Source organism: Catenovulum maritimum (genome assembly GCF_001050375.1).
Taxonomy (GTDB): domain Bacteria; phylum Pseudomonadota; class Gammaproteobacteria; order Enterobacterales; family Alteromonadaceae; genus Catenovulum; species Catenovulum maritimum.
Genome location: NZ_KQ130492.1, coordinates 1 through 21,102 on the forward strand (window position 1 = coordinate 1; position 21,102 = coordinate 21,102).

At 38.8% G+C, this 21,102-nt stretch carries 15 protein-coding genes, 1 tRNA gene and 4 pseudogenes; 3 read left to right on the forward strand and 17 right to left on the reverse strand.

Annotation, left to right across the window (positions count from 1 at the left end; translation table 11 throughout):
• The first annotated feature begins 95 nt into the window (after positions 1-95).
• Positions 96-2,663 (forward strand): glycoside hydrolase family 2, encoded by a 2,568-nt coding sequence (locus XM47_RS11525; RefSeq protein ID WP_077066549.1) that lies wholly within the window; start codon positions 96-98, stop codon positions 2,661-2,663.
• Positions 2,664-2,768: 105 nt separating this feature from the next.
• Here the strand turns inward: XM47_RS11525 and XM47_RS11530 are convergent, their stop codons facing one another.
• Positions 2,769-3,188 carry a thioredoxin domain-containing protein gene (locus XM47_RS11530; protein WP_048692644.1) on the reverse strand — a complete coding sequence of 140 codons (420 nt, stop codon included), beginning with the start codon at positions 3,186-3,188 and terminating at the stop codon, positions 2,769-2,771.
• A gap of 311 nt (positions 3,189-3,499) precedes the next feature.
• Here XM47_RS11530 and XM47_RS11535 point away from each other — a divergent pair, with 311 nt between their 5' ends.
• Positions 3,500-5,959: an alpha-amylase family protein gene (locus XM47_RS11535; protein WP_053084553.1), complete on the forward strand. Its 2,460-nt coding sequence runs from the start codon at positions 3,500-3,502 to the stop codon at positions 5,957-5,959.
• A 290-nt stretch (positions 5,960-6,249) separates the two neighbouring features.
• Here XM47_RS11535 and XM47_RS11540 read toward each other — a convergent pair whose 3' ends face one another.
• The gene (locus XM47_RS11540) at positions 6,250-6,924 is read right to left on the reverse strand and encodes a type 1 glutamine amidotransferase domain-containing protein (protein WP_048692646.1); all 675 of its coding nucleotides are present in this window, start codon (positions 6,922-6,924) and stop codon (positions 6,250-6,252) included.
• Between the two features lie 127 nt (positions 6,925-7,051).
• Here XM47_RS11540 and XM47_RS11545 point away from each other — a divergent pair, with 127 nt between their 5' ends.
• Complete coding sequence (locus XM47_RS11545; RefSeq protein ID WP_048692647.1) at positions 7,052-7,939, forward strand: LysR family transcriptional regulator; 888 nt, start codon at positions 7,052-7,054, stop codon at positions 7,937-7,939.
• A 286-nt stretch (positions 7,940-8,225) separates the two neighbouring features.
• On the opposite strand, the pseudogene XM47_RS11550 reads toward XM47_RS11545, so the two are convergent.
• From XM47_RS11550 to XM47_RS11610, 15 genes and pseudogenes are all read right to left on the reverse strand, one after another.
• Positions 8,226-8,604 (reverse strand): annotated as a pseudogene (locus tag XM47_RS11550) (transposase); the annotation flags it as partial.
• A gap of 865 nt (positions 8,605-9,469) precedes the next feature.
• Positions 9,470-9,595: pseudogene (locus tag XM47_RS18875) on the reverse strand (endonuclease III); the annotation flags it as partial.
• Positions 9,592-9,708: pseudogene (locus XM47_RS19370) on the reverse strand (transposase); the annotation flags it as partial. The pseudogenes XM47_RS18875 and XM47_RS19370, both read right to left, overlap by 4 nt.
• Positions 9,709-9,899: 191 nt before the next feature.
• Positions 9,900-10,250, reverse strand: coding sequence for a hypothetical protein (locus tag XM47_RS11560; protein WP_048692653.1), 351 nt, complete (start codon positions 10,248-10,250; stop codon positions 9,900-9,902).
• The gene (locus XM47_RS18730) at positions 10,250-10,819 is read right to left on the reverse strand and encodes a Panacea domain-containing protein (RefSeq protein WP_053084554.1); all 570 of its coding nucleotides are present in this window, start codon (positions 10,817-10,819) and stop codon (positions 10,250-10,252) included. Before XM47_RS18730 ends, XM47_RS11560 begins: the two co-directional genes overlap by 1 nt.
• A gap of 273 nt (positions 10,820-11,092) precedes the next feature.
• Positions 11,093-11,337, reverse strand: a pseudogene (locus XM47_RS18880) (transposase); the annotation flags it as partial.
• Positions 11,338-12,209: 872 nt separating this feature from the next.
• Positions 12,210-12,842 carry an endonuclease III gene (nth, locus tag XM47_RS11570; protein ID WP_048692654.1) on the reverse strand — a complete coding sequence of 211 codons (633 nt, stop codon included), beginning with the start codon at positions 12,840-12,842 and terminating at the stop codon, positions 12,210-12,212.
• A gap of 20 nt (positions 12,843-12,862) precedes the next feature.
• Positions 12,863-13,570 (reverse strand): electron transport complex subunit E, encoded by a 708-nt coding sequence (locus tag XM47_RS11575; protein ID WP_048692655.1) that lies wholly within the window; start codon positions 13,568-13,570, stop codon positions 12,863-12,865.
• Complete coding sequence (gene rsxG / locus XM47_RS11580) at positions 13,557-14,186, reverse strand: electron transport complex subunit RsxG (RefSeq protein ID WP_048692656.1); 630 nt, start codon at positions 14,184-14,186, stop codon at positions 13,557-13,559. The genes XM47_RS11575 and rsxG overlap by 14 nt, the downstream gene beginning before the upstream one ends.
• Positions 14,187-14,189: 3 nt before the next feature.
• Entirely contained in the window at positions 14,190-15,242 is a 1,053-nt protein-coding gene (gene rsxD / locus XM47_RS11585) for an electron transport complex subunit RsxD (RefSeq protein WP_048692658.1), read from the reverse strand.
• Positions 15,243-17,660, reverse strand: coding sequence for an electron transport complex subunit RsxC (gene rsxC, locus XM47_RS11590; RefSeq protein WP_077066550.1), 2,418 nt, complete (start codon positions 17,658-17,660; stop codon positions 15,243-15,245).
• A gap of 21 nt (positions 17,661-17,681) precedes the next feature.
• Positions 17,682-18,242, reverse strand: a complete 561-nt coding sequence (rsxB, locus tag XM47_RS11595; protein ID WP_048692659.1) for an electron transport complex subunit RsxB — start codon at positions 18,240-18,242, stop codon at positions 17,682-17,684.
• Positions 18,239-18,823: an electron transport complex subunit RsxA gene (rsxA, locus tag XM47_RS11600; protein ID WP_048692660.1), complete on the reverse strand. Its 585-nt coding sequence runs from the start codon at positions 18,821-18,823 to the stop codon at positions 18,239-18,241. The genes rsxB and rsxA overlap by 4 nt, the downstream gene beginning before the upstream one ends.
• A gap of 116 nt (positions 18,824-18,939) precedes the next feature.
• Positions 18,940-20,865, reverse strand: a complete 1,926-nt coding sequence (locus tag XM47_RS11605) for an EAL domain-containing protein (protein WP_048692662.1) — start codon at positions 20,863-20,865, stop codon at positions 18,940-18,942.
• Between the two features lie 156 nt (positions 20,866-21,021).
• Positions 21,022-21,098, reverse strand: a tRNA-Asn gene (locus tag XM47_RS11610).
• Positions 21,099-21,102 lie beyond the last annotated feature (4 nt).

Below are 21,102 nucleotides of genomic sequence, written 5' to 3' on the forward strand. Positions count from 1 at the left end.
TTTAGCTCTACATTGATTGTTAGGTTGTTTATAAGTATTGCACACACCAAACAATAAATAAGACAAAGTAAAAGATGAAATAATAGGGTAGCAGAATGAAAAAACAGTTATATGCATGTTTAATGATTTGCATTAGTTTTATGTTAATGGCTTGCGAACAATCTAATATTGGAATAGATAAACTTAAAACGAGCGTTAAAGCCAAACCTAGGGTGTCTGCAAATTTTAACCATAACTGGTTATTCCAGTTAAAAGATGACACAAATTACAAAGCGGTTGATTTTGATGACAGTACCTGGCGCGAGTTGAGTGTGCCACATGACTGGAGCGTTGAGTTTGCATTTACCCAAGAAAATACAGATGGTGCGACAGGATATTTACCTGCAGGCATTGGCTGGTACCGCAAACATTTTCAAACGCCGAATAATCAATTAAATAATCACTTTATGTTATTTGATGGAATATATAATCACGCCACTATTTGGTTAAATGGTACTGAACTACATAAGCAATATTATGGTTATTCACCATTTTATTTGGATATTACAAAGCACTTAAACCCTGTTGGGCAAGATAATGTGATTGCGATTCGAGTTGATCGTTCCAGATATATCGACAGTCGTTGGTATACGGGCTCGGGTATATATCGAGACGTTAATCTCATTTCAACTAATCAACTTCATATTCCTATATGGGGAAGTTATGTAACTACGCCGAAAATCACACAAGAAAGTGCCGATGTTGAAATCGAAATAACTGTCTCGAATCAGCACGACACATCGCAGACATTTGATATTAAAAATGAAATTTTTGATGCTCAAGGCAAAATGGTGAGCCAACACACAGCGACCCATATTATTGCATCAGCAAAAAACACCAAAATAACTCACAACTTAGCAGTTAAAAAGCCAAAATTGTGGGATTTAGATTCGGCAGTGCTTTATCAGGTTAAAACGAGCATTAGCCAAGCAGGCACTGTACTTGACGAATACCACACGCCTTTTGGTTTTCGCACAATACGTTTTGATAAAGATAAAGGCTTCTTCTTAAATGGTCGAAATATCAAAATTAAAGGGGTTAATTTACATCACGATGCTGGCTTAGTTGGGGCAGCAGTACCTGATGATGTTTGGAAGCGTCGCTTAATAAAATTAAAACAAGCAGGAGTAAATGCAGTAAGAACTGCTCATAATCCAGCTTCTGATCGTTTTATGGCTTTATGTGATGAGTTAGGCTTGTTAGTTCAAGCTGAGATCTTTGACGAATATGATAACCCGAAAGATAAGCGTCTAAACCAACAAGAACGCCACTCTGATTATATTAGCCGAGGCTATACAGAATACTTCCAAGCGCATGGCGAAAGAGACTTAAAAAATGCTGTGCTGAGAGATCGCAACCATCCATCTGTTATTATGTGGAGTATCGGTAATGAAATAGAGTGGACTTACCCAAGATACGCCAAAGCGACTGGCTATTTTGATATGAATGCCAATGGTAATTATTTCTTCAATCCACCTTTTATTTCACCGGAAGAAATTAAAATGCGCTTTCACACGAGTAAAGAAGAGGGTTACGTTTTAGCCAAAACAGCTAAAAAATTGTCTGCTTGGGTCAAAGAGCTTGATACTAGCCGTCCTGTTACTGCTAATTTGATCTTACCTTCGGTGAGCCATATTTCTGGTTACACAGATGCACTCGATGTTATTGGTTACAGCTATCGACGTGTTATTTACGATTATGGCCATGAATTATTCCCTGACAAGATGATAATGGGAACAGAAAACGTAGCCCAGTGGCATGAATGGAAAGCGATTGAAGAAAGAGATTTTATTGCAGGCACATTCTTATGGACAGGCATTGATTACATGGGCGAAACACACAACAAATGGCCAACTAAATCGCTGGCAAGTGGCTTAATGGATCTTGCTGGGTTTGAAAAACCTTCTTTCCATATGATGAAAACCTTATGGGATGAGACACCTCATGTTTATTTAGCGACTCAAACTTTAGAAAAATCACTTTACACTCTAGATGACCAGCAACAAGTCGTTGAGAAAAAGCCAGGCGCTTGGCAACAATATGTTTGGATATGGCACGATGTAAATCGATATTGGCAATATCAAGATAAGCAGTTAGTCGCCATTGAGGCTTATACTAACTGTGATGCGGTTGAGTTATTCTTAAATGATAAATCTCAAGGTGTGCAAAAGTTAGCAGATGCACCGGATCATATTTTGAAATGGGCGGTGCCATATCAAGCAGGTCAATTAACCGCAAAAGGCTTAGGTAATTGTGATGCCATAGATGAAATTAAAACCGCGGGTGGGTTTAGCCAAATCTTAGTCAACACGGATAAAGCGGAATTAAAATTGGATCAAAACAGTGTTGCCCACATCGAAGTTCAACTAGCAGATCAAAATGGTAATCCAATTTCGTTTGAAGAACAGAGTATTGTTTTTTCTGTCACAGGACCGGCTAAAATATTAGGCGTGGATAACGGCGCACCGGATAGCGTGCAAACTTTTCAGTCAAATAAGATAACCACTGATAAAGGTAAAGCTTTATTGATTATCCAAGCAACAGGGACTGGCGAGATTAAAGTAGAGGCCAAAGCTGGGGAAGTGAGCAGCAGTTTATTAAAGTTATCGGCTGCTGATAGTTAACACTACTTTTGATATGTTACTGAACTAAACCATATATATATATGGTTTAGTTCATATGCTTTGATGGTAAATTGATTATTTTGTCTTTAACCTTTCTCTTTTACCTTAACCTTTCGCTTGAATTAAAGCTTGATTAATTGCTTTTGAAATATCAGCAGTATCCAAATTTTTAGTTAAGCGAGCGATAACCTGCTTTGAATCTGCATCGAGTAAAAGCATAAAACCCGTTTTACCACCGTATTTAGCGTAAGACGACTCAAGTGAAAGTGAGTTAACCAGTAATTCAGATTGATACCTAGTTTGTTCATTTGTTAGATCTAATTGAACAAATAAAATTGGAGCATGAGTTGCGGCTAACCCTTTTTTAGCTTGCTCTATCTTGGGATCTAACACTTTACAACTGCCACACCAGTCAGCGTAATACAACACCCCAATCACTTCTGTTTTAGGTACATCTTCAGCATAAACAGAAGACGTGTAAAGAGCGGCACAGATATAAAAAGCTTTAAATAAATGTTTAAACATTTTGATTCCATAATTTAATTTTGACTGCTAATGAGACCAATTGTTTAGGTGTTTTATTTCAGCTAGTTTGAGTTTTGACTTGGGATTGTCGACATAGATCTGATTTTAAAGGTAAAAAATTCCAGCTTAAGGCGTTTTATAATATAAATCGCAGTGTTTCCAATTTAATATGCTCAAATGTTTTAATAAATATAAACATCATATCTATATATTGGTGGTATTTTGAATTTTATTGTTAGATAATCTAGAAATATGTATACGTAAACTGATTTCAGTTGTTAACTTATTGTTTGATTATAAAGAGTAAAGCTATGTCGAAAATACAGACCACTAACTCATACAAGTCAATTGTTTTACCTTGTGTGTTAAGTTTAGCTGCAGCATTGTCTGGCTGTGGTGATAGAACTGCTACTTCTCAAAGTGTTAGTAAACCAGAAACGCAAAGTGCAACTATGGCTGTCAGTGAGCTAGAAAAAACAGCGCTTGGAAAAATAAAGCAGCTTGAATCTTTAATGGCTGACGCACAAGCTAAGTCTTTAGACGTTACTCGTGAAGAGACTGTCATTTGGTTTGCTAAAGAGTTTTTAAAATATGCAAATTGGGACGAGCAAAATCGCGATGCAGTTGCTTATATGTTTGAAGCGTATGGTCCTTACAGAAATCAAAAAGATGAATTAGCAGATCAAATCCCTGATTTTCAACGAACTAAAGTCATTGAAATTTTGGATGCAGGTATTGAAGAGCTATCACAAGTGATTAGCGGTGAAATTACGCGTCGGCCAGTTCGCAAAGTGGATTGGCAAAATACCGTCGCTGGCGACAATATGTTTGTCAGTGAAGGTAAACCTATTTTCCTGTATGACTATTTCTCTAAATCTGTTGGTCGTCCATTATCTGACGAGCGTGTCTATAATGATCACTTAGGGGCGATTTACCACGGTGGTGAAAACCTATATCCCGTAGACCATGACAGAGCGATTAACTCATTCCTACTAAATGAAGATGGCAGTTGGAACGAAGAGTTAATGAAAGAAGTTACGGGTATTTCAGATGAAAATATTGGTTTCTTAATTTATTGGAATATGGGTTTACCAGAGTGGATTGAACAACAAGAGCCAGAAGCGCGCAAAGGTCGTTCACTATTTACTGGTTACGACATAGATAACCCGCTGGTACGTGAAACTTGGGGTAAAATCGCCAAGAAAACAGGTGAATTAACCAAAGATAAAAAAGTCTCTCGTATGGGGTACATTTTATCTAACGAACCACATTGGTACTCTGAAAAAAATCATTGGAGCCACCAATTTAAAGAAATGAATTCAATTTCTTCATACACTTTAAATAAATTCCGCACTTGGCTAAACAAAAAGTACGCAGGTGAAATTAGCCAATTAAACGATAACTGGGGCAGTAATTTTGCTGATTTCGACTCTGTTGAAATAGAGATCCCAATTGACCGTGCTACACGTGGTACACCAATTTGGTACGATTGGAATCGTTACCATATGGATCGTAGTATTGACTGGTTTACCTACTTACAAGGTGAATTACGCAAAGGTAATCCAGAAGCTCACACGTCATTAAAAATTATGCCAAACATGTTTAGCGAAAATACGCGCTCGCATGGTATAGATGTTGAAGCATTAACCGAATTAACTTCTATGATAGGTGATGATGCGCAGACACGTGAGAAACGTAAACTTAACTTCAAAAAAGACGAAGAGTGGCAGTCACACTATGGCTGGTATTGGGAAGAGTTAGCAACTTCATACGACTTTATGGAGTCGGTTTCACCAAATAAAATCCACTTTAACTCTGAATCTCATTTCTTATCTGCTTCTTGGTGGCGTGAACTAGATACATCGGTTGACTATGTAAACAGTGTATATTGGTTAGCGACTATGCAAGGTATGGATGCGAACTTAGCTTGGTTCTGGGCACGTGATCCAGATGGTTCTCCAGAAGATAGACTAGAAGGGACAATGGACTTTTTTGATCCAGCTTTAGCAGGATCATTTGCGGGTTCAAATAATCAACAGCCTCATATTGCGAATGCTTATACCCAGGTAATGTATGACCTCAATAGCTTCTCAGAAGAAATTGTCGCAATGCGTGAGCAACGTCGTCCAATTCGTTTATTCCATTCTGAGACTTCGGCGATTAACAAACCTAACCATATGACTCAGCAGTTTAAACTGTACGAAAAAATCTTCTTTGATGGTTTCCCTGTTGGTTACGCAACAGAAAAAATCATCAAAAAACAAGACAACAGTTTATGGGATAGCATCTTAGTTTATAAAACTGAGTTTGTGACTAAAGCTGAATTAGCGGCATTACAAGCTTACCTAAACCAAGGTGGTACTGTAATTCTGGATTCGTCTGAAAGCTTGAGCAAAGATGAATATGGCCAAAAGCACAAACAAGGCTTAACTAAAGGTAAAGGCAAGCTAATTAACTTAAATGGTAAAGCTGACTTAGACGAAATTCGTCAGTTAGCGCTAAAAGAGTCAGCAGCTGGTTTACCTGAATTATCGTTAACTGAAGAAAATGGCACTGCCCATAAAGGTTGTAACTGGCGTGTTGTGAAGCAAGCTGATGGCAGTTATTTAGTTAATATTAATAACTTGGGTAAACATGCCGCTAAGTTAAACTTAGGATTAAAAGCGGGTGGTAAAGTTTCAGCCACTGACTTAATGACAGGCCGCACGCTAGGTGATAGCTTCGAGTTAAAATCTAAAGGTGTATTACTGTTAAAAGTGAACGCAATTTAATCTTGTTTTAAGCCAAGTCGCTTAATCATATTGATACCGGTCTTTAAAGCTAAGCTTAGTTGACAGCTTGGTTTTGATGGCCGGTATTTTACTTTCTGATTCCTTCATTACCCATTTATCTATTAGGTATATCTATTAAGCGCTAAAGCATATTTGACCAAATGAGTTTATTAACAGATCCTCGTTGTTCGATCCGAGTTCTAAGTTAAAGAAATGAAAATCATAAAATTTGGCTGGATATTGTGATTAAACAGCGCTCTATACAACTACATATAGAGCGTGAATTTATGCTAGCGGTTAAGATGGCGAACTAAGGCTTCGCCAACGGCATGAGCACTCGCAGGATTTTGACCTGTGATGACGCCTTCATCTTCAATGATGAATGATTGCCAAGGTTGAACTTTACTGAACTGTGCAGCTTTTCGAGTTAGTGCTTCTTCTAATAAAAATGGCACGTCTTTAATTGTTCCATAATCAATTTCTTCTTCGCGAGTAAACCCAGTAACAGATTTTGTCGCGAGTAAAGCCTCGCCATTATTTAATTGAATGGGTAATAATGCTGCAGGGCCATGGCATACAGCGGCAATGATCCCACCTTGCTGATAGTGCTCGGCACTGAGTTTTGCAAAGTCTTCGTTTTCAGCTAGATCAGATAATAAGCCGAAGCCGCCTGGATAAAATACGGCATCATAGTCGGCCACTTTTAATTGGCTAACTGCTTTGGTGTTGTTAATGCGACGCTGGAAATCTTCATTTGCCAACACTTCGGTATTTATCTCATCGCCTTCGATATCCGTACCATAAATAGGTGCTTTCCCACCTTTGATGGATGCAATTTCATAATCCAAACCAGCGGCTGTAATAACATGTACAACATGTGTTAGTTCTGGAGAGTAGGTGCCATTTACTTGATCAGTTTCACCAAGTGTCGCGTGATTGGTAACAGGGATAAGTACTTTTTTCATCATTTGTCTCTTTTTGCTGTTGGCCTAAGGGATTTGAAAAGCGAATCGCTACTTTAAATTATTACTGTTGTGATGATAATATCTGTTTTTGGTAAACACTGTTGCTATATGGGGATAATAAAAGCGTATGGATAGCTTTGATGGCATTATTGAATTTGTCGCAGTGGCCGAAACTCAAAGTTTCTCTGCAGCAGCTAAACAACTCGGTTGTAGCACTAGCCATGTAAGCCGACAAATTGTTCGACTTGAGGAAAGGTTAGGCTGCGTATTGCTTGCGAGAACTACCCGAGTTGTTACCTTGACTAAATCTGGCACTAGCTATTACAAACAAGCTAAAGATCTCGTGGTGGGTTTACAACAAGCTAACGAGCAAGTTAACCAGCAGCAACTGCGTTTATGTGGTACGTTAAAAGTGAGTGCAGCAGGTGGTTTCGCAGAGCATTATGTAGCACCTGCGTTAATGGATTTTCTGGCGCAACATCCAGATTTAAGCATTGAACTGGATCTAAACAGTCGTTTGGTGAACTTGTTGGAGGAAGGATTCGATTTTTCTATCCGCTACGGTAAGCTTGACGATTCAAGTTTAATTGCTCGAAAATTAGCGAGTCGCCCTATGATGGCTGTCGCACACCCTGACTATCTAAACCAGCGAGGTATCCCTAAACACCCGAATCAGCTGAAAGATCACAGCTGTATCGTGGCGAATAATGATAATTGGGAATTTAATATTGATGGGCAAAAGCAAATAGTGAAAGTAAAGGGCGCTTGGCGTAGCAATAATGCTAATCTGGTATTAGATGCCTGCACCAAAGCTTTAGGGATAGCTTACATGCCAAAAAGTACATTTAAAGATGCAATATCAAATCAAATATTAGTGCCTGTGCTTGAGCCGTTTTGGGGAGAAGGGACAAGTAGCTGGATTGTTTACCCAAATAAACGCTTTATGCCACAAAGAGTGAGATTAGCGATAGATTTTTTAATAGAGCACTTTTCGCAATGGGATGAAGCGGGCTAATTTAGATATGCTAAACACGCCCTAGCTTGAATCTTAACATTTGCTTCTCATCTACATACGCGTGAGCAAGCTTCACGCCTACAAAAAGGCGGTATTGACGATTGGCTTGGTTTCTAGCCTAAAATTGTTGTTGCACTTTAGTTAATTTAAGCTTAAGTTTATGAAATTATTAATTTAAAACTTATTGGAATGGCGTTGTTAGACTCAATATTGAAAAGTTCTATACGCACTTCTAATGATTACAAAACTATCTAAAACTATCTGGACAGGCACTTATAGAAAGCACACAAATCATTAAGACCTGAGTAAATAAAGGCTCAATGTAATCACTCATATTGGCGACAAAGCTGGCAATAGAAGTGAAGTTGTGCGTCACCAGATAAAGCCATAAAAGTGATATTGATTTGACAGGCTTGTTCAATCCGGCGGCTTGAAATGTAACCGCGAGAATAGGCGAACAATATTATTTTGAGCATGACGACAGGCGAGTATGCAGCCGCACCGCCTTTATCATTTTTATAGATGTTATCAAACGCGGTTAAATCTAAGTGATTATCGACAATGTGGCTTAATGCGAACTCGAATGTACCGGGAAGGATTTGCGCTGAAAAATCAACGGCAATAAATTGATTCTGGTGTGAGTAATCAGGCTTGTAATTGGCCATAATAAGCAGTGTAGGTGAATAATAGTTATTAGATCATATGAAATCTGGCAACTCAATGTTTCTTTTCAATAAGTTACAGATTAAACTGAATTTATTTATAAAGGCGAGATGAGAGTTTTTCTACAGTCTCGTTAGGTGTATTAAGGATGAACACTTCGAGACTTTTGAAAACTATTTTTAGTTTGGGTTGTGTTACCACTCTATTGGCTTTGGTGTTTACTCCAAAATCTGAAGGCTACGGTGAGTTTATAGCGACAGTTTTTTTCGTTTTCTTATGCTCTTTTTTGCTCGTTTATTGTCTACACGCTTTAAAAAATGGCGAAATAGAAGTGAAATCAATTACGGTCAAACGCACAGAGTCACCTGTTGTTTTTTGGTTTTGGGTTGTCATTTATGCAATCTTTTCAATTTTCACGTTGTGCACGCTAATATTGCAAGCATACACCTAACAAACGAATTAACGAGAACTATCTGGACAGGCACATATAGAAAACATTAACATTTGCTTCTCATCTACATACGCGTGAGCAAGCTTCACGCCTACAAAAAGGCGGTATAGTGAAAACAAGAAGATCAGATTTCAATGCAGGTAGCAGCCCAAAAGCTAGCGATTGACTAGACACTTACCCAGCTCAAATTCCTCATATCTGGTAGGTTGTGATAAGCGAAGCGCTCCCAGTGTTTAAAATGTTAAATCATAGGTTGAGGTTTACCAATTTAGATGGTTGAAGGAATTCTTAAGAGGTAGCGCTCTTGAGCGCTTATCGGAAGATAAACCCAAGTTTTATTTTGGGCTTGATTTCCTTCTTATCAAAAATTTGTTCAGAACATTTTATTCGTTAAGAGCTGTAATAATGACCGTTATTTAATCGGTTTTATCCTTGAACTCACACAAGTCTTCAATAATGCAAGAGCCGCATTTTGGCTTGCGTGCAATACATGTATATCTGCCATGTAGAATTAACCAGTGGTGAAGGTCTACTTTAAACTCTTTTTAGTGGTTTTATCATAGCCACACAAATAACTACGCCTGACACAACGTGCAATGCAATGATAATAAGGGGTATCAGATAATGATATTAAACTGCTTCTGGGTTTGGCCATAAGTTAACTGTATTTATAGTCATATGTGGTTATTTATACAGTTAAGTTTGGAGTGAATTGCTGATTTGTCAAATCAACAATTAAAAATAAATAGACATGAGTTGTAAGTAATTGTAATTTATTGTTTTTAACAATGCCTGTCATTCAGGTTTCTATTCACATTCGAGCTATAGGGCTAGTCACTCTGAAATCTAATCTTTACTACCGAATAATCCTTTCAGTATCCACACCATTAAACCTGTAATGGTTGCACCTAATGTTATTGTGGCGATTATTACTGACTCAGGTACGTGATCCTCTAATAAATGGTAATGATATATGTAATAATTTACTGTTGATTTCATAAAACAAAACCACATAAGTATCAGTACGGATACAAATACAGATAACCCTGCTTTTAACCAAATGACAACTTGTTTACCGTCATTATCTAATTTGACACCTCTTTTTAGTTCATCTGAATCAAGATTTTTATTTATACCTTCTATAGATTCATCTTCACTAACCTTAGAAATATCCTTCTTCTTTTGAGGGAAAGACATTATAAGCCACCAACACTTTCTGGGTCATTCATCACGCGCAAATAATGCTTTCTTATATAATCATTATCCATCTTGGCAAATAGTTTGTTTTTACCATTTTTCCTCTCCCAAGTATCGTACCAAGGTGAGTCTGCTTGGTGAGTAATAGCTATTAAAGATTCAGGTCTGTCCTTTCCATACATTTCCAAAATACCTTCAATACATTCCAAGGCATCTTTGTCTTCGTCCTCTAAATCCTCTAGCTTCAAATCTTCAATTGATTCTGTTGGTATTTTTGATGAACCATATGTCTTAAATGTCTGGTATATGCTACTAATTACTGGGCCATATTTCCAAGCTTCTACATCATCGGCTATTAGCGGTTTATCTTTCCATGCTAAAAAATAACCATGTGCAATATAAACAAGTTTTTGTAGTTGTAAGTTACTCAATTGAATACCTTTATCCTTTGCAACTTTCAACATTACCCAAGCAATTTCTACTGCATCATACATTCTAAAACCTTGCCCATAACAAACCCATAAATTACCTTCATTATCATACTTTACTGTTTTAATGTCCAGTGACATAATCCACCCAACTAATTAACTTTAACCTATTAACAAAATCCCTCAACCTCTAACGTAGAGGTATTGAACCACCTACGTAGGGTCGGGGTAACAATCGTATTAGCTGGACGTATTTACGGTGGCCGTTAGATCACATGGTTTCGTTGTCTTGTGCCAACTCACCTTCAGCCTACGCCTCATATGATGTTCTTGTTCATCAGCTCGCAGATTTGCTAGCGGCTTCCTCCCCACAAAACCTCACGAACTATCTGGACAGGCACTTATAGAAAGCACAATCCGGCGGCTTGAAATGTAACCGCGAGAATAGGCGAACAATATTATTTTGAGCATGACGACAGGCGAGTATGCAGCCGCCCCCCTTTATCATTTTTATAGAGGTTATCAAACGCGGTTAAATCTAAGTGATTATCGACAATGTGGCTTAATGCGAACTCGAATGTACCGGGAAGGATTTGCGCTGAAAAATCAACGGCAATAAATTGATTCTGGTTTGAGTAATCAGGCTTGTAATTTGCCATAATAAGCAGTGTAGGTGAATAATAGTTATTAGATCATATGAAATCTGGCAACTCAATGTTTCTTTTCAATAAGTTACAGATTAAACTGAATTTATTTATAAAGGCGAGATGAGAGTTTTTCTACAGTCTCGTTATGTTCACAGGTGAAATCAGTTGAAATGCCCTAAATGCAATTCAGATGTTGTTCCTAGAGAAGAGCGAGTTACACCTCAATATACAAAAAGACTCTGCCCAGTTTGTGGCTACGAGTTTTTCTTTAGGTTTAATAAATTGCAACTGATCTTGGTTTACTCTGTGGTAGCTTTAGTGCTAATTGGTTTTTTCTTTGGTTAAGTTTAAAAAATTTATAATTTTGAAAAATGCCTAAACAAATGCTTACTTTATAAGTTAAAAGTGAACATAACAAAGTCGTAAACGCGGACAAATAACAGTTGGCTTTGTTCGTGCCTCACAAATTTTAGCCAACTATTATTTGCCGGTTACAACGGCGTTGGTATGACTCCCCACGTCAAGTAGGCAGCCCGCGTAGGTTGGGTCGAGCGAAGCGAACCCCAACAAAATCGCCTAACAGATTAAAATTTATCTGCATCCCCAAGCATCTTTGAACCAGCCAAATTAACAGTGAAAAAGTAACAGCCGCCTTTGATAAAAGGCCTTCGATAATGTACCTTAAAATTCTCTTTTAACTAATCAGTGAAAGTCGTTAACAAATAAATATTGGCTCGTGCAATATTAAATTCGATTGTTGGGATTCGCTTCGCTCGACCCAACCTACAGTGATTGAAAAATAATGACGTTTAGACGGCTTAAACTCGTAAGCAGAGGCCGAATTGAAACATATTTAAGATCCGTTTTTCGCTCTAAGCTGTCGTTTATTCGGTTTTATCCTTGAACTCACACAAGTCTTCAATAATGCAAGAGCCGCATTTTGGCTTGCGCGCAACACATGTATATCTGCCATGTAGAATTAACCAGTGGTGAACGTCTACTTTAAACTCTTTCGGCACTACTTTAAGCAGCTTTTCTTCAACTTCTTTAACGTTTTTACCGGGCGCAAATTTAGTGCGGTTTGAAACTCTATCTATATGAGTATCTACCGCAATCGTCGGCCAGCCGAATGCTGTGTTTAAAACGACATTGGCGGTTTTTCTGCCAACCCCGGGTAGGGCTTCTAGTGCTGCTCTGTCTTCTGGGACTTCGCCATTATGTTTATCGACTAACATTTGGCATGTTTTGATTGTGTTGACTGCTTTGGTATTAAATAAGCCAATAGTCTTAATATAGTCTTTTAACTTATCTAGCCCTAAATCTAGGATTGCTTGTGGTGTATTGGCAACAGGGTAGAGTTTAGCTGTCGCTTTATTAACACTTACATCGGTTGCCTGCGCCGACAGTAAAACCGCAATGAGTAATTCAAATGGTGTCGAAAACTCTAACTCTGTGGTTGGATTTGGGTTGTTATCTCTTAACCGAGTTAATATTTGTAGTCGTTTTTCTTTATTCATAATGGGTTTATTTTATTGGTTTAGGCTTCGCTACTTTCACCAGTCACTCTGGCGCGAGAAATAGTAACTTTTTCATTATTACCTATGACTAAATTTTCTATTTTTTGGTTGTAATGATTTTTCGCCGCTATGATGAGTCCCATAATAATAAAGGCGCCAGGCGGTAAAATAGCAACAAGGAAGTTCTGTTCAAATTCAAAAGCTTGAATTGTTAAATCGCTCGCCCAATCACCAAATAATAATTCAGCACCGCTTAATAAGGTACCGTTACCAACTAGCTCTCTAATTGCGCCTAACAAAACGAGCACAACTAAAAAACCTAATCCCATCATTAAGCCATCGAGTGCCGATAAAGTCAGGTTGTTTTTAGATGCAAAGGCTTCTGCACGGCCAATAATAGCGCAGTTGGTTACGATCAGAGGAATGAAAATACCGAGTGTTTGATAGAGCTCGTAAGTATAAGCATTCATCAGCAATTGAACTATGGTGACGAGTGAGGCGATTATCATGACAAAGACAGGAATGCGAATTTCATTAGGGATCCAGTTTCTGACAATAGAGACTGTCATATTTGAGCCCATTAAGACGAATAAGGTTGCTATGCCTAAACCTAGGCCATTAATAACAGTATTTGTCACCGCAAGGAGTGGACACAAACCTAACATTTGGACAATGGCTGGGTTATTTTTCCAAATCCCTTGCCAGATAATATCTTTAGTTGGACTCATTTAGTTCTCCACACTGATTTTCAGCACTGAAAAGCTCAGTCTGACTTTGCTGCCAAGCTAGGGTGTTTTTAATACTTTTAACGACAGCTCTTGGGGTAATAGTGGCCCCAGTAAATTGATCAAAAGTACCGCCATCTTTACGTACCGCCCAATTTTTTTGATTGTCTTGGGTTAAGCTTAACCCTGAAAAATGGGTGATCCAACTGGAGCGTTTAATTTCAATTTTATCCCCTAAACCTGGCGTTTCATTGTGTGCTACGGTTCTGACACCTAATATTTTTCCTTCTGTATCAATCGCGGCAAGTAAGTCTATTCTGCCGTTGTAACCATCTGGCGCAATGCTTTCAACCACAATGGCGCTTGGCTGACCATTTAACCGTGCTCGAAAAAGTCGTATTGGTTTTTGATTTTGATCGAGCAAATTTAAGCAATCTTTGGTTATATCATTGTCGTACAAAGCTTTAGGCAAAATTTGGTTTATGCTTTTGAGCGTTGCATTCTCTCTTTCGATCGCTATTTGATCCTTGGTCAGGATATGGGTTAGGGTGACTAATCCGGTTGTGACAATTGCAAATGCAGTCAAGATTAAACTGGTTTTAGATATACTGTTCAGCATGATTTATCCCACGTGACCATAGGTTCTAGGTTTAGTGTAATAGTCGATTAAAGGCACGCACATATTCGCCAGTAAAACAGCAAAGGCGACTGCTTCTGGGTAACCACCAAAATTGCGGATTACAAAAACTAATAGAGCGATGAGTAACCCATAAATGACTCGGCCTTTATTTGTAGTGGAAGCTGAAACTGGATCAGTCAAAATAAAGAAAGCAGCGAACATGGTCGCACCCGAAAATAACGCCATGCTGGGTGTTATTGCGCTATCAGGTGAGGCTAAAAAGTAAATTAAACTTAAGCCGCCTAAGCCGAAAATAAAGCTGAGCGGGATATGCCAATTTATAATTTTTCTTTGTAGAAGCCAGATGCCACCCATTAAATAAGCTAGGTTAACTTGCATCCAACCCTGGCCTGTTGCACCACTAAAGATGGATAAATTAAGTAATTCAGAATAAGTTTGTTGATTACTTAGGCCTGTTTTTATCGTATCTAACGGCGTAGCCATGGTAAAACCATCTAGGTCAGTTCTAAATTGAGTAAGAGAGTAGCCTTGTTCACTATAGCCGGTAAATATCACCATAAAACAATCAATTAGGCTAATGTCATAACTGAGTATAGAGAGTGGCGGTAACCAGAGTGTCATAGAAACAGGGAAGGATATAAGCAACACAACATAGCCAGCCATAGCTGGATTAAATACATTTTGGCCTAAACCGCCATAAAGTTGCTTTACGATGACAATAGCAAAAATACTGCCTATGACTGCAATCCACCACGGGGCGAGTGGCGGTATGCTGATACCGAGTAGTAAACCAGTCAACAGTGCACTGTAATCTTTAATGACAGGTGTAACCGCTCTGTTACGTTTTCGAACACAGAGCGCTTCAGCGGCTAAACAGGTTAATACTGCAATTAAAATTTGAATTAATACGCCAAAGCCAAAATACCAAACTTGCGCCAAAATACCGGGTATACAGGCAAGCGCAACGGCTTGCATGACATTTGCGGTTTTTCGCTGAACTCGGTTATGTGGAGAACTGGATACTCGAAAACTCATTTATGGGTTCTCCATTTGTTTACGCTTGGCTTTTGCTTTAGCAATCGTTGCTTTGATTTTTGCATCTCTTTCTGCTTTTGCTTTTTGTTCTGGGGTCAGATTATCTGGGTTCTGCGGTTCTGAATTTTGCTCTGTTGCAGTCGCCACTGCAGGATCAGTGTCTGACTTGTCTTCAGAATTTACTTCTTCCGATTGTGCTTGCTGTTGGTTTTGCTCTGCAGCTAATTTCTTCGCTTTAGCGCGCGCCACAGCAGCCATAGCTTTCGCTTTGGCTGGGCTAATATCTGCTTCTTGATTTTGAGTTGGAGTATCTGGGTTTTCTGATAGCTCTTTGTTCTCTGTTTTTGCTTGTTCAGCGGCCAACTTTTTGGCTTTTGCACGCGCTACTGCAGCCATGGCTTTCGCTTTAGCTGGGCTGCTAGTGTTAGCAGTCGTGTTAGCTTCTTCCACACTTGGCGTTTGAGCTGATTCAGAAACCGTTTCCGCTGCGCTCGTTTCTGAATTTTCTTCCGCTTTGGCTTGCTCAGCGGCTAGCTTTTTGGCTTTTGCTCTCGCAATTGCAGCCATAGCCTTTGCTTTAGCTGGGCTAATTTCAGCTGCTTGGTCTTGAACCTGAACTTCTGACGCTTCCGGTCGTTCGTTGTTTTCTGTTTTTGCTTGTTCAGTCGCTAGTTTTTTCGCTTTAGCACGCGCAATTGCAGCTTGCGCTTTTGATTTGGCATCGTTTACTGGAGCCGCAGTTTCATTTGCAATTATCTCATTTACACTTGTTTCTGCGCCTTGTTGCTGCGCTTTTTTCGCCTTAGCTCTTTCTATCGCGGCTTGCGCTTTAGATTTTGTGGTGTCGGCTGTTTGAACAGGGCTGTTATTTTCTGTGGATTGCTTGGCTTTTAAAGCTTGAACTCTAGCAAGCGCTGCGGCAACTTTGTCTTTGTCGCCAGTGTTCTTTTCCATTGCTTGTCGGCGTTGTTCTGCCGCTTCTTTGTGTTTGTCTAATCTCGCTTGTTTTTCTTGTTCTAGTCTTAGATTTCGAGCATCAAACCTTTCTTTGGCTTTCTCTGCTTTTTTGTGCTCTGCTATTTCAGCTTTAATATCTGATTTTGCGACTCTATAGTATTGAACTAAAGGAATTTCGCTAGGGCAAACATACGCACAAGCGCCACATTCTATACAATCAAATAGGCTATAGCTTTGTGCTTTGTCGTATTCTTTCGCTTTTGAATGCCAATATAATTGCTGTGGTAGTAATGAAGCAGGGCAGGCATCTGCACACGCGCTACATCGAATACAAGCTTGTTCATTGTTATATTCAGGCAGTGCTTCATCGCTTGGGGCCAAAATACAGTTACTTATTTTGGTAATTGGTACTTCATCGCTCGCTAAGGTAAAGCCCATCATAGGACCACCCATAATGACTCTAGGTTTTGCTAGGGCTTGATAACCTTGCTGCGCAAGTAAATGGCTAACTGGTGTACCAATTTTGACCCATAAATTGGTTGGGCTTGTTACTTGCTCGCCGGTAATGGTTACTACTCTTTCAATAAGTGGCTGACCTAAGGTCACTGCTTTATAAGCCGCATGTGCGGTTGCAACATTTTGACAAATAACACCAATATCAGCCGTAATGCCACCACTTGGAACTTCTTTGCCTGTGATCACTTGAATTAATTGCTTTTCACCACCGGCAGGGTATTTGGTTGGAATCGCTCTAACTAGGTAATTTTTTAAACCTGAAATAGCTTGTTCCATTATCTCAATTGCTTCAGGTTTATTTTTCTCGATGGCGATGACAACTAACTCAGGTTTTAAAAGGTGTTCGAATATTTGAATACCTTTGACGATTTCTTCTGAGTGCTCACGCATAAGTGAATCATCAGCTGTAATATAAGGCTCGCACTCAACCGCGTTTATAATTAATACATCAATTGGCTGAGAATTAGCTTGTTTTACATATGTCGGAAATGCAGCGCCACCGAGTCCAGCTATACCTGCTTGTTGCAATTTATCCAATAGCTCAGGCTTAGTGAGTTGGCTGTAATCATCACACGGACTTAAATTAATACTAGCGTCTAAGCCATCAGGTTTGATGATAATGCAGAGCTCGGATAACCCAGAAGGGTGCGCGACTGTATGAGGCTCAATCGCTTCTACCGTGCCAGATGTTGGTGAGTGAACTGGCAAAGTCATATGGTTTAGACTTTGGCTTAATGCTTGACCCTTTAATACGGTATCACCAGGTTTGACTAAAATTTTGTCTGTTTTGCCAATGTGCTGTTTAATCGGGATATAAAAAAGATCAGGCAAGGTACTCACTTGAATACCCGTTTGTAAAGACATTGACTTGCGCTCAGGTGGGAATACGCCACCTGGGAAATCCCATAAATAACCTGATTTTATTTTATCTATCAGAGAATCCACTTCGACTCCAAAAATGTTCAGTTACTGAACTTGTTTAACAGGGATTGAATTAAGCTGCCAGCGCCATGTATCGGGTTTTTCCGCGACAGGGAGCATGTCGATACAATCGACAGGACAAGGTTCAACACAAAGGTCACAACCTGTACATTCATCTTCTATTACTGTGTGCATGTGTTTGGCTGCGCCTAAAATCGCATCAACAGGACATGCCTGAATGCATTTAGTGCAGCCAATACATTCATCTTCGCGTATATAAGCTATTTTTTTGACTGGTTCAGATGCTTCGCCTTCAGTGCCTGCGAGTGGTTTTACTTCTAAACCGGTCAAGTCGGCTAGTTTTTTTATTGTGGCGTCACCACCTGGTGGGCACTTATTGATGTCATCGCCATTGACTATGGCTTCAGCATAAGGTTTACAGCCCGGGTAACCACATTGGCCGCATTGAGTTTGCGGTAAAACTTCGTCTATTTGATCAACTAAAGGATCGCTTTCAACTTTGAATTTTATTTGGGCATAACCTAAAACAGCGCCAAAAATGAGCGCGATTATGCCAAGTGCAAGTAATGAGTAAAATAAAATCATGATAATTTAATTAACCCTGTAAATCCTAAGAAGGCTAATGACATTAATCCGGCTGTTACCATAGCGATGGCTGAGCCTTTAAACGGTTTTGGTATGTCGGCAGCTGCTAAGCGTTCTCGCATCGCAGAAAATAACACCAACACTAATGAAAACCCTATCGCCGCAGAAAAACCGTATACAGCAGATTCAAGTAAGTTATGTGATTCGTTTATGTTTAATAACGCGACACCTAAAACGGCACAGTTAGTGGTAATAAGGGGTAAGAAAATACCGAGCAAGCGATATAAGCTTGGGCTGGTTTTATGCACGACCATTTCTGTAAATTGAACCACAACAGCGATAACTAGAATAAAGGCTAGGGTACGCAGAAACTCGATATCGAGTGGTAAGAGTATATATTGATTAATTAGGTAACTGGCTACAGAGGCTAAAGTTAAAACAAATGTCGTCGCAAGTGACATACCAATTGCGGTTTCAACTTTGCCTGATACCCCCATAAATGGGCATAATCCAAGAAATTTTACTAATACAAAGTTGTTTACTAGCACAGTTGCAATAAACAGTAGTAGGTAATCTGTCATATTCGTTTCGCAATTAATTAGCAGAGCAGGGCGTTATGAGCCGGATAATCGCCAATCTGTATCAGATCAGCTTAAAATGGAGGGCTATTATCCAGTTTTACGGGCCAATTAACAACTTAAGAAACACAAGGTTTTAGACTATTTTCGATAGATTTCGGTTTTGCGATTAAATAACCTTGGCAGCCATCAATAAACATTTGTTGTAATACTTGCTTTTCATCTAAGGTTTCAACACTTTCTGCTAACACACTGACACCTAATCTATGTGCGATATCAATTAGAATGCGTACATAGTATTGATTATTTAAGTCTTCATTTATATGTCGACATAAACTGGCATCTAGTTTGATATAGTCTGGTTTAAATGACTGGAAAAATTTTAAAGACATAAAGCTCACACCGAAATGTTCCACGGTTAATTTAGCACCGCATCTGTGGAGCATATTGATTAAGCGTTGTGCCTTATCCAAATTTTTACTGATAGTGCCTTCAGAAACTTCAAAAATGAAACTGGTACTTAGGTTTTCTGATCTGAGTAGTCTGCGTTCTAGCCAGATAAAAAAAGCTTCGTCTTGAATCGCTGAAGAGCTGAGGTTAATGGCTATTTTGCTCTCTGAATTAGCCGTGATAAATTCGATTGCTTGTTCGATAATTAGTTTATCAATTTCGATTATTTTTCCCATTCGAGTCGCCATAGAAACAAAGGTTTCAGTCGGCAATATATGCCCAGTATGACTCGTGAATCTCGCGAGTAGCTCGTTATAAATAAGACTCGATTTATTGGTAGGCTCTATCACTTGGTTATAAAGCTGAATTCGTTGATTGTCGATCACATCGGCGATAACGGCTTTCCAATTTTGATTGCCATATTTAGCACTAATATTATCTAAAACAGATTTATCTTTTTGGATATGCCAAGCGCTTTCTTGCTTGGTTTGGGCAATACTAATTCCAGTATCAGCGAGTGCCATTAACTCACCCATAGAGTTACCCGATTGGTAAAGCACCATACCTACATATACATAGATTTCTTCACTGTTTTGATTAATCGATTTTAGCTGGGAAGATAATTTTTCGCCAAACTTGACCGCATCGCTATGGGATAAATTCGGCAGCAGCAAACCAAAATCTGTGCCGTTTAAGCGAAAGCATTTTCCATTCGTGTAGTTTTTTGTTTGCTGATTGAGTACTTGTGCGGTTTGAATTAAATAGTCATTGCCGTCTAAGAAACCCAAATTTTGATTTATTTCGGCTAAATTTGTCACCCGAGCTATGGCGAGTAAACCAAAGTTATTTTCTTCTTTTACGGTAAGTTGCTGCTCAAAGTGTTTTACAAACTCAATTCGGTTACTTAATCCTGTGAGGTCGTCGGTTAAAATTGCCTGCTGGTAGGTTTTTGCCGAATCTTTCCAACGTTTAATTTGGACTAATAAATTTTCATGACTTATTTTTAGCGTTTTGGCTAAGCTGAGTACTGATTTGGGGAGTTGATTAAAGTGGGCTTCATTCGCTTCTTCATTTTGCAGTTCAATAATGCTTTGGGCTTTTAATACAATACGATTAAAGAAAAATTGAGCGATGGCGGCAAGCAAAAATGATAAAACACAAAAAATTAAGCCTAGTGTTTTAATCATTTGATCTGTTTCAATATATAAGTGATTAGGTTTTAGCTTATATATAAGCTGTAAATCTGTTGTCTCAAAACGAGTGTGAACAGCTTGATACTTTAAAGATAATAATTCAAATAAGGTGAGAGATACGCTGGGAGTGGTTTTATCATCTTGGTAAAAGTAGATTTGATGATTATTTTGATCTTTAAATTCTAAACTGGAATAGTCAAAACTTGATTTGATGTTTTTGATCAGTTGCTTGTGAGTTGCACTAGGGTTAAGTGAAACTAAGTTGATTAGCTGTGCTTGGTGCTTAATTTGCTCACTAGCAAGCTTTTGCTCTAATTGCTGAACTAAAAAAACAGAGAGTAGGGCGAATACTATAAACAAACAAGTAAATATAGGTACCCAAAAACGCCTGTATATCCCCATTGATAATATCCTTTCGATCAAATGAATTCTTTTTGATTGAATCTTATCAGGTTTTTAGCAGGACTCAATTGATAACTGATTTAATATTGAGATTAGATTTATTAAGAAAAAGTAGTTTGGAATAAATAGAGATTTGAGCTAACTTGAAGAATAAGTTGGCTCCCCCTCCCCGACTTGAACGGGGGACCTGCGGATTAACAGTCCGTCGCTCTAACCAACTGAGCTAAGGGGGAATAA